Below are 14,423 nucleotides of genomic sequence, written 5' to 3'. Positions count from 1 at the left end.
GGATAGAATTAAATATAGTTTATTTTTTAAAATTGGATGATGAATATTATCTTAAGTCCCGAACAAGAAAAATTTATTCAATCCCAAATTAATAAGGGAAGGTATACCAATATTCAACAGGCGATTGATGTCGCTTTAAAACTATTAGAAAAACAAGAACAAGATTATCAAGAATGGCTTGATGAAACTCGCGCTCAAGTTAAAGTAGGTTTAGAACAATTAGAAAGGGGTGAAAAAGTTGATGGAGAAATTGTTATTGCACAATTAAAGCAAAAATTTCAGCGGTTGCGAGAGGAAAATTTAGGTAAATAAATATAGTTTATCTCAAGCAGCTATTCGCGATCTAGATGAGATTTCTGATTATTTTAGTAACTTTAGTGTAGAAGCAGGTGAACGTTTTATTAAAGGCTTTGATGATAAGTGTAAAAACTTAATTAACTTTCCTAAGATGGGGCGAAGTTATGCTCAAATCATGCCTAATTTAAGAGGTGTGCCCTTAGATGGTTATATTATTTTTTATCAAGTAACTGAGGTAGAAATAGAAATCGTGAGAATAGTTAGTGGATATCTTCAATAATTAATAATTAATAATTAATAATTAATAATTACCTCTTCATTATAAAGAAGAGGATTGGCTAAAAGGAATTTTTTTTCTTTTTTCTCCATGAATGGAGAGGCTTTATACCTTAATTTTCCGGTAATTTAGAGTCTTTATTTGGAAGTACAGATATTAACAATTAAATGTTGCTAGTCCGGGCATCTTGCCCGCTTGGGTTTACCTTTTAGTTGATTATATGAAATGGGAAAAAATTATGCCAGTGCAGGCATCTTGCCCCCGTGGGTTTACCTTTTAGTTGATTATATAAACCGTGAAAAAATTATGTATCTAACTGATGCTCATATTGATAAAGGAGGAGAAGTTGAATAATTATTCTGGTAGCCAATCTTCATCCAATATCTTTTCCAGAGAATAAGGATTAATTTCTGGTAACTGAAGTTCTGATTTAACTTGAGCAATTTTTCTAGCTTTGCCATAAAGATAGTCAAGTCGTTCAGCTAAATTATTTCGTAGAGAGGAACAATCCCCCCTAACCCCCCTTACCAAGGGGGGAATGTTTGTTGTGAGTTTGAATTCTAATTGAGTCCTAAAAGTTAAAATTTCTCCACGCCAATGCCTAGAGTTATTAGCTCTTTCTTCTGACCAATATTGATAAAGTAGTAAATGTTGAATAATTAAAATCACGAAACTTTCAACAGCACTTTTTTCACTTCTACCCAAGGCTTCTAATTCTTCAATTAAGTTTTCATAATCTAGGTTTTCTAATTGACGATTATTGAGTAGTTCGATTGTTTCTTCTAACCACAGAAAATAATCTTCTTCATACAGTAATTTCAGATCGGTAATGTGATTAACCATATTTTATGTCTATTTGTTTGTGAAAAAGTTAGCGATCGCGCCACAAAAATTTCGATATAAGATTAATAAACCATATCGTGAGTGCCAATATCAATCAAAATAATAACTTCTTATGTGGTATTTTTATCAATCTCTAAAGAAAAAACTATCCTACAATCATAGCCACAAGAACAAGCTTTTAACCCTAATAATTTACCTTGTAATGAGTGAGTGCTTAAAGAAGTTGCAAAAATGTCTTCTTGCATTAACTTTATTGTTTGAATAATTTTTTGCTCAAGTTGAGAATTTCGTTTCACAAATTTACGAAATGACCGTTTAAATTTTGGGGTTAAAACAATTTCTCTCATTAATCTTCTGTTAAAGTTGCTTGTAACTCAGTGATAATATTTTCTATAGGCTGAGATTGTAATTCTCCTCTATGAAAAGAGGCGATCGCTTCTTTTGCTTCTTGAGCTATTTCCTCTCGACTAGCTTCAATCATTTGATTTTTAACAATTTCTAATAACATTTCTCTTTGTTCAATGGAAAGTTGGTTAACTATTATAAGAGCCTCTTCTAGTGTTGCCATAATCTATACTATCCTAATTTAATTATTACTATTATTTTTATATTTTTACCCTATTTGCTCCCTTTGTGCAACAAAGCCTTGAAAAACTATAAAATCTATGTTTAATCGTTGGAGGTTTCAGAGGTATTTCTGCTATGAAATGTAATTGTACAAGTAAGCAAAAGTACCCTTAGATGCTCCAATGCTACTTCAATTTCTAACTGTTGATCTGGACTAAAAAGACCATACACGGAACATCCATAGTTGGAGTTAGCTTCCTGTGGAGATTTAACTACAATTTTGCATTCCATTAAAAGCTCCCGTAAACGCTCCAATGCCATTTCTACTTCCAACTTTTTTTCTGAAGTGAAAACCCCAGTTACACCTATTCCTCCTTTAGATAGTGGTTTGTTTTCGGTAAGGGAAGTGTCGATAAGTTCTTCAGAAAATTGGGCAACGGTGGTACTATCACTACTTTCCCAATCAACCAGGGACTGCCAGTCTTCTATCCCTACAACTTTACATAAGCTTTGAAAATTTTTAACTGAAACAGGTTTGCCACTAATAAAACGTTTCAAGGTCGATTCGGAGACATATGCTTTTGCCCACCACTGCCACTCTATTTTATTCCAACCTTTTTTCTTTCTAGCTGTATCAATCATTTCTATACCTTCTTTGTTAAGTTTTATTGAACTTGGTTTTCGTCCCATGACATTACGTTTTTATTTTGGTTACAAACTACTACTACTGCCTTTTTTTTAGCATACTTAAACTAAAAACTGTGTGGTCATTATTAGTTTATAAAAATGCCATAATGATTGGGAAAACTTAACCAAAATCAACACCTTTTTGAACCAAAATTAACTGTTATATTCCAACTTCAATAAATAAGGCGATAATTCAGATTTAATATCAACTTTTATATAATATCAAATTTTATATGATGTAAATTTTCATACAATAAGTACCTACTTTTATATAATAAATATCAACTTTTATATAATAAACACGAGACCTTAGTTATGAACTTTTACATGATGTAAAGTTGTTTTTGTCAATTTGTCTAATTTTATCTAATTCTTTAAATGGTATTTAGACGTTTTTGAACCAAAATTAATACCTTTTGATATTGCAATCTGAAATTAAAAATCACATAATTGGAGGAGTTAAGGAAATTACATTCTTCCGATATTCTGATATAATGTTTAGCCTTTTTGTTTAAACAATTTAGTTCCATGACTCCAGTATTTTAGTCAAGCTGCTACTACTACTGACCTTTAATACTGCTAAGTACATAACAACTACTACTTAGATTCTCCGAATCCTAAAACAAGCAATCTTAGTTCCATGACTCCAATCTTTTGGTTAAGCTAATACTACTACTTATCCAGAGTCGAGTGCTAAATGTTTAATGGTTATTCGGCAAAATCAGTTCAATATTCCCAATTTTGTCTCACTAACTCTTACCTAAAATTGAGGCAAAGTTGGACCATTTTTTTCTTCAGTATTAGTTAAAGTGAAAATTAAGTAGCTTGACCTTTAATACTGGAGAATAATAATGGAAAATAACTTTCCAGAAAACCAAACACAAACAACTTCTATCCAAGTCCAGGAAGTTAGATCTAATTTAATAGATAAAATTACCGACTTAGCAATGGAAAATCAAGAAGTTGGTTTGATCGTTGGTAGTGCCATTGGTACTTCCATAGTTATTTGCGCGATCGCTCACTCAGCAGCAAAACTAATCCGCGCCGTTCGTGGATAAAGGTTTCCCTGGGGTATTTATATGGGGCGACTTCCTAGTTACCCCACTCCCATGCTTTGCCTTTTTTTTAATTAAATATTTATCCCTTTTTCCTTCTTGCTTATTTCTTATTTCTACTATTGGTAAGTTTAGTAGTCCGGTAGGGTGCGTTAATGAAATGTAACGCACCATCTACAATGTTAATTTTCGGTGTGTTAGCGTCAGCGTAACACACCCTACTGCTACTTTTATTCAATCCTCTTAATTTATAAGAAGAGGTAATTCTAAATTCTAAATTCTAAATTCTAAATTCTTGAACAATTTCTCTAGTTAGATTAGATGAAAGAAGCAATAATATTTTCATTCTCGCAGGTGAAGGTATCCAAGTTTTAATTGACAGAAATGGAGAGGTAAAAATTCTATGAATCATCCTAATTTTCAAACCATGAATGAATCAGAATTACGAGCTTATGTATTAGCTCATCGAGACGATACCGAGGCGTTTTATGCCAAGAGGAGACCGACCAGGGCGTAAGTTATCTGAGGCAGATTTCGAGAAATTACCTGAAATTTTAGCAGAAATTAAACAACAAAAACAATAAGTGCTGATGTGAGAAGATCTATGCAAATAATTAAATGAAAATTGTCAGCAAAATCTGTCGATAAATTACAATTTCGTAGGGGTTTGGTCTCCAAACCCCTTCTTAATATTTCAGCTTAATATTCTCTATAATAGTGCCAGTTTCCTTGTAAAAAATATAAATTACAATGGAAACAAGACTGCTGAAATTTTTCATACCACAAGGAATATGATAAACCAATCTAACAAAGAAGCAATTATTATCCGTACTGAAAGAGGTCTGACGATTTCAGGTACTCGTATTACTCTCTATGACATTATGGATTATCTCAAAGCTGAGTATCCACCCAAGTACATTCGCGATGTCTTCGATCTTACTGAGGAAGAACTCCATGGTGTTCTTTCTTATATTAAAAACCATCAAGTAGAAGTTGAAGCAGAGTATCAGGAAGTTTTGAGGATGGCAGAAGAAATTCGAGCATATTGGGAAGAACGGAATCGCGATCGCTTGGCAAAAATTGCGGCAAGTCCTCCCCGTCCAGGATATGAAGCAGTTCGAGTTAAACTGATAGAAAGGAAAACCAAGCGTCAAGCAAAGAAAAAATGATTATTTTGGTTGACTACAATTTAAACCGAGAAGCTATCTTACTTTCTGGAAGTCTTGTTAATGGAGGATGGTTAGACCTTATTGATCTTCGATTAGTTACATTTAGACAGATTGGGTTGCCAGCAAATAGCAATGACCGAGTTGTTTGGGAATTTGCTCAAACTAATCGAATGCTTTTGCTGACAGCAAACCGCAATGCTCAGGGTGAAGATTCCCTCGAACGAGTAATGCGCCAAGAAAATACGTCTACCTCTTTCCCCATTATTACTATCGCCAATCCAGATCGAGTCAGCGAGTATAGTTACAGAGAATCTTGTATTGAAAAGCTGGTGGAAATTGTAATTGATGTTGAATATTATATGGGAGCAGGTCGATTATTTATTCCGTAGTGCAGACTTAGCTCTCAATTTAGAGTTTGACAGAAATGGAGAGGTAATAATTCTATGAATCATCCTAATTTTCAAACCATGAATGAATCAGAATTACGAAGTTATGTATTAGCTCATCGAGACGATACCGAGGCGTTTTATGCCAAGAGGAGACCGACCAGGGCGTAAGTTATCTGAGGCAGATTTCGAGAGATTACCTGAAATATTAGCAGAAATTAAACAACAAAAACAATAAGTATTGCAAACGATAACACTATAGGGACTTGATGCAACTTCCCTACATTCCCTACAGTGTGGTGTAATCGTATTGATAGAGCAGGAAATGTTGAATAATTACTCTGGTAGCCAATCTTCATCCAATATCTGTTCCAAAGAATAAGGGTTAATTTCTGGTAACTGAAGTCCCGATCTAACTTGAGCAATTTTTCTAGCTTTGCCATAAAGATAGTCAAGTCGTTCAGCTAAATAATTCTGTAAATAAGTTGTGATTTTTAATTCTAATTGAGTCCGAAAAGCAAAAATTTCTCCACACCAATGCCTAGAGTTATTAGCTCTTTCTTCTGACCAATATTGATAAAATAGTAAATGTTGAATAATTAAAGTCACAAAACTTTCAACAGCACTTTTTTCACTTCTACCCAAGGCTTCTAATTCCTCAATTAAGTTCTCATAATCTAGGTTTTCTAATTGACGATTATTTAGTAGTTTGATTGTTTCTTCTAACCACAGGAAATAATCAACTTCATACAGTAATTTTAGATCGGTAATTTGATTAACCATGTTTTATATCTATTTGTGAAAAAGTTATGGAAGAGGCGGTGCGTTACGCTACGCTAACACACCCTACTGGACTATTAAAGTTGCTTGTAACTCAGTGATAATATTTTCTATCTGGCAGTTACTATCAGACTGCTACGAGCAAATCTGAAATTTGGCCCAAAAATCAAACAGTCGTTGACAAAAACTCAAAATAATGATATGGAAGTTATGTAGTAAAATAAAACTTATTTAAATTTTATACTCCCGGTTGCCAGCTCCAGTATTCCCTGTTCCCTTTCCCAAAATTTAAGATATATAGCTTAAATGCTGAACAACTTATAAACTATAGTTAAAATGTCTATAATTAATCTCATCTGAGACACAGTTACTAGATAATCTTGGTAAACTAAAATATCTGAATCAAAATTAAACAAACTCTTAAATCAAAAATTATTGAGGATAGGGAGTAAAAAAAGAATATGACCACGAACTACCAAAAAACTAAAGAAAGTTCAGAAAAAACAAGATTTCAAGACCCTATTTCGGTAGAAAATCTTGCCGACAATTTGATGGAAGATATGTTCCGCGATATTGACCGAGTATTGGATGGTGGTACTCGTTTGCCGACTCCAGTAACTAAACCAGAAGTTGTATCTTTAACACAGATTAAAGTTCCTGAAATTGTTCTGCCTCAAAAGAATACTCAACCTCAAGAAATTGATAAAGAGGAAAAGGTAAAATTAGCCAAAAAAGTAGAAGCAGAAAAAAAACAAAGTCAATCATTAGATAAACTACTTTTAGGAGCAGCTTTTGCCTCTATATTCGTCACCCTTTCTTTGTGGTTAGTAAATAGGGGAGGACTCAATAAAATTTTGGGTTATTTAGGTTATGTAGAAAAGCCAAATGAATCATCAGAAACATTAAGTCCTAGAGCAGTAGCAGATAAAGAATTTGCTGAATATATAGAGCGATCGCTCCAGATGATTGAACAAAAAGAGGCAGTTCGCAAACAACAACAACAAATTCCTGGTATACCACCCGCTCCAGCAAGCAACAACTTACCAACAGTACCAGTACCTGCAAACCAACCTACAAACACTAGCTTACTATTACCGCTCAACCGACTGGTCGATCTCATGGAGGCACAAGTAGCAAAAGAACCTATTACTATTCCAGAAACTAAAGTGGTGGTAATTCCTCCAGTGCCAACTGTTGTACCTTCAGCAGTAGCAGCAGCACCAAAATCTGCCGAATCTTCCCCAAAGCCATCAGCAGCATCTGCATCTAATGCTTCTGCCTCCGCAGAGGCTGCTGAAAACGTTACAGAAAGGTCGGAAGCAACAAAAACTGCAAAAACAGAAACTGCAAAACCAGAAGCTGCAAAAACAGAAACTGCAAAACCAGAAGCTGCAAAAACAGAAGCTGCAAAAGTAGAGGAGAAAGCAAAACCAACACAAGAAGTAGCAACAAAACCGGAAGCAACAAGCCAACCGGAAGCATCATCCCAGTCCCAACCAGAAACGACAGCAGAAGCAGAAACTCAATCTGAAACAGAAGCAAAATCAGAAGAGTCACAAGCGCCAACACAACCAGTACAATTACCTCCACCGCCAGCAGAAATACCTGCAACGAACACAGTGACAGAAAGTCAAGTTCAGATTCCTATTAATACCTTGGTGGGTATTTTGGAGTTAGGGGAACGTTCCGCTGCTTTATTTGAAGTAGAGGGTGTAGCTCGTCGGATATATGTAGGCGAGAATATTGGTGGTAGTGGTTGGACTCTTGTTAATGTGGCAAACCAAGAAGCTGTGATTCGCCGTAACGGTCAAGTTCGTTCTGTTTTTGTAGGGCAACAGTTTTAGTTTAAGGGAACAGGGAATAGGGAACAGGGAACAGGGAACAGGGAACAGGGAACAGGGAACAGGGAACAGGGAACAGCTTATCTGTGGGAAAAATATTTCCCTATCTTACGGTTTGCGATCGCCATAAGTCCTAATCAACCCATTCTTTGCTATATAAGCTATCAAGTTAAATAGACATCTGGTGGTAATAAAAAATCAAATCAACTATCGTACAGAAATTATCAATTCTTTCCCCCTATTCTGTACGGACGTTGCATGCAACGTCCCTACTCCCTCTTTTCCGGAGATGTCTAATTTTCCACTGTCTAATCCTCCTAAATTTTATATCATCTTGACCAAAAAATCAGGTCTCAAGCCTCTGACTTTCCTAGGTCATGCTGCGCAAATAGGCAGAGAGATGTACTGATAACTGATAACTGATAACTGATAACTGATAACTGAAATAACTATGGGTTTATTTGACGATTTCAGCGAATTTCTAGAAAATCGGCTTGAAGAGTTTCTGCGGAATAATCCTCATTTAGAACTTCAGGCACTCGAAGAGCAACTACGCAAACAAGAAGAAGACACTTTGCGTCTGATAGCGCAACTCCAGCGCCAAGAAAAAAAATCAGAGCAAGATATTCTTTCAACAGCGCAAGAAGTGAAGCGTTGGCATAACCGAGTGGAAAAAGCGCAAACAGCTAATAGACCCGATCTAGCTCACGCGGCTCAAGAAAGGGAAGCATTTTTTTTACGCCAAGGTAATCAACATTGGGGACAGATGCAAGGATGTAAGCAGCGCATCCAACGAGCAAAAGAACTCTATCGTCAAATTAAACAACGTCGGGAGGAAGTACGAGCAAAGGCTGTTCAAGCTGAAGCTAACCGTTATACTGCTAAGAATGAAAAACGCTGGGAAACCGATGGCTGGAATCAAACCAATTCCTATAATTTTGCTAATTCATTAGACCCTTTAGAAGCACAGTTTAAAAGTTTGGAAACAGATGAAGAATTAGAAAAAATGAAGCGGGATATGAGAAACAATGAATAATTAATAATTAATAATTAATAATTAATAATTAATAATTTCTTTGTTGCAAGATTTAAAATGACTGATTCTAATTTTAATAACGAATTACAATGGACGCCAGAAGCTCAAATTAAATTAAAAAACATTCCCTATTTTGTGCGAACTCAGGCCAGAAAGCGAATTGAAGATTTGGCCAGAGAAGCAGAGCAAGAAGTCGTCACAGCAGAAATAGTTGAGCAAGCTCGATTAGAATTTGGCCAGTAGGATGACTAAGTTAAAAGTCAAAAGTTAAAAGTCAAAAGTCAAAAGTTAACCCACCCCTAACCCCTCCCAACCCACCCCTAACCCCGACCGTGGAGGGAGGGGAAGTAGGGATTTGAGCTCCGCTCCAAAAATATGAAGTCAAAAGTCAAAAGTCAACCCACCCTAACCCCTCCCAACCCACCCCTAACCCCGACCGTGGAGGAGGGGAAGTAGGGGATTTGAACTCCGCTCCAAAAATATTTCGCCATTTCTTGGCGGAGTGGCGTAACCCAATCAACACAATTGTGATGAGGAAAACAATTATTCTTTGAAGTCTAGAAAAAGGACTCATAAAGCCTTAGACTGGAGTGTTGCAGATAGTCAAGTTTGAGGTCTACAAAATCAACGGTGAGAAAAATTATAATTGCTGGGAACTGGAAAATGTACAAAACCCAGGCAGAAGCTAAAGAGTTTCTCCAGGGTTTGATGTCTAAACTCATAGAAATCCCTGAAAAACCTGAAACAGAAGTCCCTGAAAAACCTGAAGTAGTTCTCTGCACTCCCTTTACTGCACTAGATTTTATGTCAAAAAATTTGCATGGGAGTCGGATCAAGTTGGGTGCCCAAAATGTTCATTGGGAAGAGGAGGGAGCATATACAGGAGAAATTTCTGGCCAAATGCTCAAGGAAATTGGAGTTAATTATGTAATTGTTGGCCACAGTGAGCGTCGTCAATATTTTGGTGAAACTGACGAAACAGTTAATTTGCGCTTACAAGCTGCTCAGAAGTATGGTTTAACCCCTATTCTTTGTGTGGGAGAATCTAAGGAGCAAAGAGCTGCTGGTGAAACAGAGTCACATATCTTTTCTCAGTTGGCCACAGATTTAATTGATGTGGATCAGGAAAATCTAGTAATTGCTTATGAACCTATCTGGGCAATTGGTACTGGTGATACTTGTGAAGCTGTAGAAGCTAACCGTGTTATTGGTTTAATTCGTAGTAAGTTAACTAATTCTAATGTCACTATTCAATACGGTGGGTCTGTTAAACCTAATAATGTTGATGAAATTATGGCTCAACCAGAAATTGATGGTGCTTTAGTTGGGGGAGCAAGTTTAATGCCAGATAGTTTTTCTCGTCTGATTAATTATAAATAATTTAATAATTTTTGATGATTAATTAGACTTCTTGTAGAAACTAAAAAAGGGAGGAAAAAGAATATGTTGCAGCAAAATAGAAATATAAATTCATCAATTTAATTAATAATTTGCACTATAAAATAACTATAAAATGGTGCCAATAATTATGGATAATTAAACCTCACTATCATCTATAGATTTGGTTTAAGCATTTAACCTAGTTTTTGCTCCACTAACAGTTATAGTTGACAATTTTTTTCTTCCCTTTTGCTTAAATTATCCTAATATTAACTCTCATAAATTATCTAAATATTACTGCATTAATCTTTTCTTTTGCGGGTGTAATACCCAACTTCAATAATTAATAATTAATATCGTGTCCGGATAATTAGTGATAAAAAACCTTCTCCCTTTAAAACTTTCTTTTCGTAAATATTCAGCCGTCAGCTATCAGCTATTGTTTTTAGTTTACGATCAAAGCTTTATTAATTGTCTTACTACAAAAGTTGCTTTCCTTAACCTTAAAGTCAGTTGTTAATTTAAAAACTGTTCTTAAAGAGAAAGTATTTTTGCTGTTAACGCAGTTCCTCCGCAGGAGGCTAGCTGACTGCTAATAGCTGTTTGCGCAGCATTCCGCAGGAAATGCTTACTTCTTTTCCTTCTGCTTTATGCCTTCTTCCTTCTTCCTTCTTTCTTCTTCCTTCTTAAATAAACATCATTAAAATGCACAATTATTATCAAAATTTTGCTTGGGGAAAACGTACCTATATTATGGGTATTTTGAATGTAACACCAGATAGTTTTAGCGATGGTGGTGATTTTAATACATTAGAAGCATCTTTAATACAAGCAAAAAAAATGGTAGATTCTGGTGCTGATATGATTGATATTGGCGGTCAGTCTACTCGGCCTGGGGCTGAAGTTGTGTCTCTGGATGAGGAAATTAATCGGGTTTTACCAATAATAAAGTTATTAAGAAATCAGCAAAATATTTGTGCTGAAATTCCAATTTCTGTTGATACAACTAGGGCAGTAGTTGCACAAAAAGCTGTGGAAGTTGGTGCTAATTTAATTAATGATATTTCTGGGGGTACTTATGACTCAGAGATGTTTTCTGTTGTGGCTGCTCTTAAAGTGCCGATTGTATTAATGCACATTCGGGGTACATCAAAAACAATGCAAAAATTGACAGATTATCAAGATTTAATTGGGGAAATATATCAATTTTTAGAGAGTCAAATAGAGGCGGCTATAACAGCAGGAATTGAACGGGATAAAATTATTATTGACCCTGGTATTGGCTTTGCCAAAAACTACGAACAAAACTTAGAAATTATCCGCAATTTATCAAAATTTAGAAGTTTAAATTGTCCGATTTTAGTAGGGTTATCTCGTAAAAGTTTTATTGGTAAAATTTTAAATCAACCTGATGCTAAACAAAGAGTTTGGGGAACTGCTGCAGGTTGTGTGGCAGCGATCGCTGAGTCTGTAGATATTTTACGAGTTCACGATGTGAAAGAAATGTCTGAAGTTTGTCGAGTTGCTGATGTTATTTTTAGGAATGAATATTGAAGCACAAGAACAACGAATTTAAATTGTCCACTAAAGGTAATAAAGCTGTTTGCGCAGCATTCCGTAGGAATAGCTGATAGCTGACTGCTGAATGCTTACTTTTTGGCTTCGGAATAATATAATTCTGTCGTCGTCACACAATGGTTGAGGGCGAATGCTATTCGCCCCTACAATATGGACTCTTATCTTTGAAATACTGAATAACACCGATGCTACTGGATTTGATATAAAAGGCAATTACTTTTGACTTTTGAATTTTAACTTTAAATTGACTTTTGACTTTTGAATTTTGAATTTTGACTTGAAATAATGTCTCGCTCTAAAGCCCTATATTCTTATATATTAATACGTTTGCTATTAGCACCACTGATGTTATGGACTATTAGCACATTAGTTTTCTTGTTATTAAGAGCAACACCGGGAGACCCCGTAGATGCTATTCTTGGACCAAAAGTATCAACAGCAACGAAAGAAGCTCTGCGAGTAGAACTTGGTTTAGATGGCTCACTATTAGAACAATATCTTAATTATCTGGGAAAATTACTCAGTTTTGACCTTGGCACATCAATGACCACTCGCGGGGAGTCAGTTTGGCAAATTATTCAAAATTATTTTCCTGCCACTGTAGAATTAGCAGTATTTAGTATGGCGATCGCTTTAATTGTTGGTATTACTGTTGGTTCTATTGCTGCTTCTAACCCTGATACCAAGTTAGATATTGGTGGGCGTTTATTTGGAATTATTACTTATGCAGTTCCACCTTTTTGGGCTGGCATGATTTTGCAATTAATTTTTGCAGTACAGTTAAAATGGTTTCCTTTAGGTACTCGTTTTCCTATTACTGAAAACCCGCCTCCAACTATTACAGGTTTATACACAATTGATAGTATTTTTAGTGGTAATATAAATCATTTTTTACATCTATATATTATTTAGCTTTGCCGAGTTTAACATTAGGAATTTTGCTCAGTGGTATTTTTGAAAGAATAGTCAGAATTAATCTCAAACGAACATTAAAATCTGATTATGTAGAAGCTGCTAGAGCTAGAGGTATTCCTGAATTGAAAATACTATTTGCTCATGCTTTCAAAAATGCCATGATTCCAGTAATTACAATTTTAGGATTAACTTTTGCTGCTTTATTAGGAGGAGCAATATTAACCGAAGTCACGTTTTCTTGGCCTGGTTTAGCGAATAGATTATATGAGGCAATTAGTTCGCGAGATTATCCTACAGTACAGGGAATTGTTGTATTTTTTGCCGGAATTGTTGTGGTAGTTAGTATTTTTATTGATATTTTAAATGCTTATATCGATCCGAGAATTAGGTACTAATCGAAAGTCAAAAGTCAAAAGTCAAAAGTTAAAAGTTAAAAGTTAAAAGTCAAAAGTCAAAAGTAAGATTTTATAGAGCTACAAAACTCAAAAGTCAAAAGTCAAAAGTTAAAAGTTAAAAGTTAAAAGTTAAAAGTCAGATTTTATAGAGCTACAAAACTCAAAACTCAAAAGTTAAAAGTTAAAAGTTAAAAGCCAAAAGTAAGATTTTATAGAGCTACAAAACTCAAAACTCAAAAGTTAAAAGTTAAAAGTTAAAAGTAAGATTTTATAGAGCTACAAAACTCAAAAGTCAAAAGTTAAAAGTCAAAAGTTAAAAGTAAGATTTTATAGAGCTACAAAACTCAAAACTCAAAAGTTAAAAGTTAAAAGTTAAAAGCCAAAAGTAAGATTTTATAGAGCTACAAAACTCAAAACTCAAAAGTTAAAAGTTAAAAGTTAAAAGTAAGATTTTATAGAGCTACAAAACTCAAAAGTCAAAAGTTAAAAGTCAAAAGTTAAAAGTAAGATTTTATAGAGCTACAAAACTCAAAACTCAAAAGTTAAAAGTTAAAAGTTAAAAGCCAAAAGTAAGATTTTATAGAGCTACAAAACTCAAAACTCAAAAGTTAAAAGTTAAAAGTTAAAAGTCAAAAGTAAGATTTTATAGAGCTACAAAACTCAAAATTCAAAAGTTAAAAGTTAAAAGTTAAAAGTAAGATTTTATAGAGCTACAAAACTCAAAAGTCAAAAGTTAAAAGTTAAAAGTTAAAAGCCAAAAGTAAGATTTTATAGAGCTACAAAACTCAAAAGTCAAAAGTTAAAAGTCAAAAGTTAAAAGTAAGATTTTATAGAGCTACAAAACTCAAAAGTCAAAAGTTAAAAGTCAAAAGTTAAAAGTAAGATTTTATAGAGCTACAAAACTCAAAACTCAAAAGTTAAAAGTTAAAAGTCAAAAGTAAGATTTTATAGAGCTACAAAACTCAAAACTCAAAAGTTAAAAGTTAAAAGTTAAAAGCCAAAAGTAAGATTTTATAGAGCTACAAAACTCAAAATTCAAAAGTTAAAAGTCAAAAGTCAAAAGTAAGATTTTATAGAGCTACAAAACTCAAAACTCAAAAGTTAAAAGTCAAAAGTTAAAAGTAAGATTTTATAGAGCTACAAAATTCAAAACTCAAAAGTTAAAAGTTAAAAGTCAAAAGTAAGATTTTATAGAGCTACAAAACTCAAAACTCAAA

Annotated in this window: 17 protein-coding genes and 2 pseudogenes; 14 read left to right on the top strand and 5 right to left on the bottom strand. The window is 34.3% G+C overall.

Going from position 1 to position 14,423, the window contains the following annotated elements:
• Positions 1–36 precede the first annotated feature (36 nt).
• Positions 37–312: a type II toxin-antitoxin system ParD family antitoxin gene (locus SAGCYANO_RS07880; protein WP_202219571.1), complete on the top strand. Its 276-nt coding sequence runs from the start codon at positions 37–39 to the stop codon at positions 310–312.
• Positions 313–325: 13 nt separating this feature from the next.
• Positions 326–577: pseudogene (locus SAGCYANO_RS07875) on the top strand (type II toxin-antitoxin system RelE/ParE family toxin); the annotation flags it as partial.
• 351 nt (positions 578–928) lie between these two features.
• Here SAGCYANO_RS07875 and SAGCYANO_RS07870 read toward each other — a convergent pair.
• The 4 genes from SAGCYANO_RS07870 to SAGCYANO_RS07855 all read right to left on the bottom strand — a co-directional run bounded on the left by SAGCYANO_RS07870 (position 929) and on the right by SAGCYANO_RS07855 (position 2,674).
• A complete protein-coding gene (locus SAGCYANO_RS07870) occupies positions 929–1,417 on the bottom strand; it encodes a DUF29 domain-containing protein (protein WP_202219570.1) in 489 nt (162 codons plus the stop codon).
• A gap of 110 nt (positions 1,418–1,527) precedes the next feature.
• Entirely contained in the window at positions 1,528–1,764 is a 237-nt protein-coding gene (locus tag SAGCYANO_RS07865) for a type II toxin-antitoxin system mRNA interferase toxin, RelE/StbE family (RefSeq protein WP_202219569.1), read from the bottom strand.
• A complete protein-coding gene (locus SAGCYANO_RS07860; RefSeq protein ID WP_202219629.1) occupies positions 1,764–1,985 on the bottom strand; it encodes a hypothetical protein in 222 nt (73 codons plus the stop codon). Before SAGCYANO_RS07860 ends, SAGCYANO_RS07865 begins: the two co-directional genes overlap by 1 nt.
• Before the next feature lie 101 nt (positions 1,986–2,086).
• Positions 2,087–2,674 (bottom strand): hypothetical protein, encoded by a 588-nt coding sequence (locus SAGCYANO_RS07855; RefSeq protein WP_202219568.1) that lies wholly within the window; start codon positions 2,672–2,674, stop codon positions 2,087–2,089.
• 848 nt (positions 2,675–3,522) lie between these two features.
• Between SAGCYANO_RS07855 and SAGCYANO_RS07850 the strand changes: the two genes are divergently transcribed.
• From SAGCYANO_RS07850 to SAGCYANO_RS50095, 6 genes are all read left to right on the top strand, one after another.
• Positions 3,523–3,729 carry a hypothetical protein gene (locus SAGCYANO_RS07850; RefSeq protein WP_202219567.1) on the top strand — a complete coding sequence of 69 codons (207 nt, stop codon included), beginning with the start codon at positions 3,523–3,525 and terminating at the stop codon, positions 3,727–3,729.
• Positions 3,730–4,028: 299 nt separating this feature from the next.
• A complete protein-coding gene (locus tag SAGCYANO_RS50105) occupies positions 4,029–4,133 on the top strand; it encodes a hypothetical protein (protein ID WP_375339901.1) in 105 nt (34 codons plus the stop codon).
• Complete coding sequence (locus SAGCYANO_RS50100) at positions 4,130–4,243, top strand: hypothetical protein (RefSeq protein WP_375339899.1); 114 nt, start codon at positions 4,130–4,132, stop codon at positions 4,241–4,243. Before SAGCYANO_RS50105 ends, SAGCYANO_RS50100 begins: the two co-directional genes overlap by 4 nt.
• A 274-nt stretch (positions 4,244–4,517) precedes the next feature.
• Positions 4,518–4,895, top strand: coding sequence for a DUF433 domain-containing protein (locus tag SAGCYANO_RS07845; RefSeq protein WP_202219566.1), 378 nt, complete (start codon positions 4,518–4,520; stop codon positions 4,893–4,895).
• Positions 4,892–5,284, top strand: coding sequence for an ACP S-malonyltransferase (locus SAGCYANO_RS07840; RefSeq protein ID WP_202219565.1), 393 nt, complete (start codon positions 4,892–4,894; stop codon positions 5,282–5,284). Before SAGCYANO_RS07845 ends, SAGCYANO_RS07840 begins: the two co-directional genes overlap by 4 nt.
• Positions 5,285–5,338: 54 nt before the next feature.
• Positions 5,339–5,452 (top strand): hypothetical protein, encoded by a 114-nt coding sequence (locus SAGCYANO_RS50095; RefSeq protein WP_375339898.1) that lies wholly within the window; start codon positions 5,339–5,341, stop codon positions 5,450–5,452.
• A 165-nt stretch (positions 5,453–5,617) separates the two neighbouring features.
• Here SAGCYANO_RS50095 and SAGCYANO_RS07835 read toward each other — a convergent pair whose 3' ends face one another.
• Positions 5,618–6,064: a DUF29 domain-containing protein gene (locus SAGCYANO_RS07835; RefSeq protein ID WP_202219564.1), complete on the bottom strand. Its 447-nt coding sequence runs from the start codon at positions 6,062–6,064 to the stop codon at positions 5,618–5,620.
• 458 nt (positions 6,065–6,522) lie between these two features.
• Between SAGCYANO_RS07835 and SAGCYANO_RS07830 the strand changes: the two genes are divergently transcribed.
• The 6 genes and pseudogenes from SAGCYANO_RS07830 (at position 6,523) to SAGCYANO_RS07805 (ending at position 13,206) form a co-directional block, all read left to right on the top strand.
• Entirely contained in the window at positions 6,523–7,905 is a 1,383-nt protein-coding gene (locus SAGCYANO_RS07830; RefSeq protein ID WP_202219563.1) for a hypothetical protein, read from the top strand.
• A 448-nt stretch (positions 7,906–8,353) separates the two neighbouring features.
• Positions 8,354–8,938 carry a TIGR04376 family protein gene (locus SAGCYANO_RS07825; protein WP_202219562.1) on the top strand — a complete coding sequence of 195 codons (585 nt, stop codon included), beginning with the start codon at positions 8,354–8,356 and terminating at the stop codon, positions 8,936–8,938.
• A gap of 57 nt (positions 8,939–8,995) precedes the next feature.
• Positions 8,996–9,181, top strand: a complete 186-nt coding sequence (locus SAGCYANO_RS07820; RefSeq protein ID WP_202219561.1) for a PCP reductase family protein — start codon at positions 8,996–8,998, stop codon at positions 9,179–9,181.
• 387 nt (positions 9,182–9,568) lie between these two features.
• On the top strand, positions 9,569–10,318 hold the full coding sequence (gene tpiA, locus SAGCYANO_RS07815; protein ID WP_202219560.1) for a triose-phosphate isomerase: 750 nt from the start codon (positions 9,569–9,571) through the stop codon (positions 10,316–10,318).
• Between the two features lie 705 nt (positions 10,319–11,023).
• Positions 11,024–11,872, top strand: a complete 849-nt coding sequence (gene folP, locus SAGCYANO_RS07810; RefSeq protein ID WP_202219559.1) for a dihydropteroate synthase — start codon at positions 11,024–11,026, stop codon at positions 11,870–11,872.
• Positions 11,873–12,181: 309 nt separating this feature from the next.
• A pseudogene (locus SAGCYANO_RS07805) lies at positions 12,182–13,206 on the top strand (ABC transporter permease).
• The last annotated feature ends 1,217 nt before the right edge of the window (positions 13,207–14,423 follow it).

Origin of the sequence: Okeania sp. KiyG1, assembly GCF_014132355.1 — a bacterium.
In the GTDB taxonomy this organism is placed as follows: Bacteria; Cyanobacteriota; Cyanobacteriia; order Cyanobacteriales; family Microcoleaceae; genus Okeania.
The sequence above is the reverse complement of the archived record's forward strand: the minus strand, read 5'-3'. Positions and strand labels throughout refer to the sequence as shown.

What these genes read in the sequence shown, in the direction of transcription:
- SAGCYANO_RS07880 (WP_202219571.1), top strand. Translation starts at nt 37, where the DNA reads ATGATGAATATTATCTTAAGTCCCGAACAAGAAAAATTTATTCAATCC.
- SAGCYANO_RS07870 (WP_202219570.1), bottom strand. Translation starts at nt 1,417, where the DNA reads ATGGTTAATCACATTACCGATCTGAAATTACTGTATGAAGAAGATTAT.
- SAGCYANO_RS07865 (WP_202219569.1), bottom strand. Translation starts at nt 1,764, where the DNA reads ATGAGAGAAATTGTTTTAACCCCAAAATTTAAACGGTCATTTCGTAAA.
- SAGCYANO_RS07860 (WP_202219629.1), bottom strand. Translation starts at nt 1,985, where the DNA reads ATGGCAACACTAGAAGAGGCTCTTATAATAGTTAACCAACTTTCCATT.
- SAGCYANO_RS07855 (WP_202219568.1), bottom strand. Translation starts at nt 2,674, where the DNA reads ATGGGACGAAAACCAAGTTCAATAAAACTTAACAAAGAAGGTATAGAA.
- SAGCYANO_RS07850 (WP_202219567.1), top strand. Translation starts at nt 3,523, where the DNA reads ATGGAAAATAACTTTCCAGAAAACCAAACACAAACAACTTCTATCCAA.
- SAGCYANO_RS50100 (WP_375339899.1), top strand. Translation starts at nt 4,130, where the DNA reads ATGAATCATCCTAATTTTCAAACCATGAATGAATCAGAATTACGAGCT.
- SAGCYANO_RS07845 (WP_202219566.1), top strand. Translation starts at nt 4,518, where the DNA reads ATGATAAACCAATCTAACAAAGAAGCAATTATTATCCGTACTGAAAGA.
- SAGCYANO_RS07840 (WP_202219565.1), top strand. Translation starts at nt 4,892, where the DNA reads ATGATTATTTTGGTTGACTACAATTTAAACCGAGAAGCTATCTTACTT.
- SAGCYANO_RS50095 (WP_375339898.1), top strand. Translation starts at nt 5,339, where the DNA reads ATGAATCATCCTAATTTTCAAACCATGAATGAATCAGAATTACGAAGT.
- SAGCYANO_RS07835 (WP_202219564.1), bottom strand. Translation starts at nt 6,064, where the DNA reads ATGGTTAATCAAATTACCGATCTAAAATTACTGTATGAAGTTGATTAT.
- SAGCYANO_RS07830 (WP_202219563.1), top strand. Translation starts at nt 6,523, where the DNA reads ATGACCACGAACTACCAAAAAACTAAAGAAAGTTCAGAAAAAACAAGA.
- SAGCYANO_RS07825 (WP_202219562.1), top strand. Translation starts at nt 8,354, where the DNA reads ATGGGTTTATTTGACGATTTCAGCGAATTTCTAGAAAATCGGCTTGAA.
- SAGCYANO_RS07820 (WP_202219561.1), top strand. Translation starts at nt 8,996, where the DNA reads ATGACTGATTCTAATTTTAATAACGAATTACAATGGACGCCAGAAGCT.
- folP (WP_202219559.1), top strand. Translation starts at nt 11,024, where the DNA reads ATGCACAATTATTATCAAAATTTTGCTTGGGGAAAACGTACCTATATT.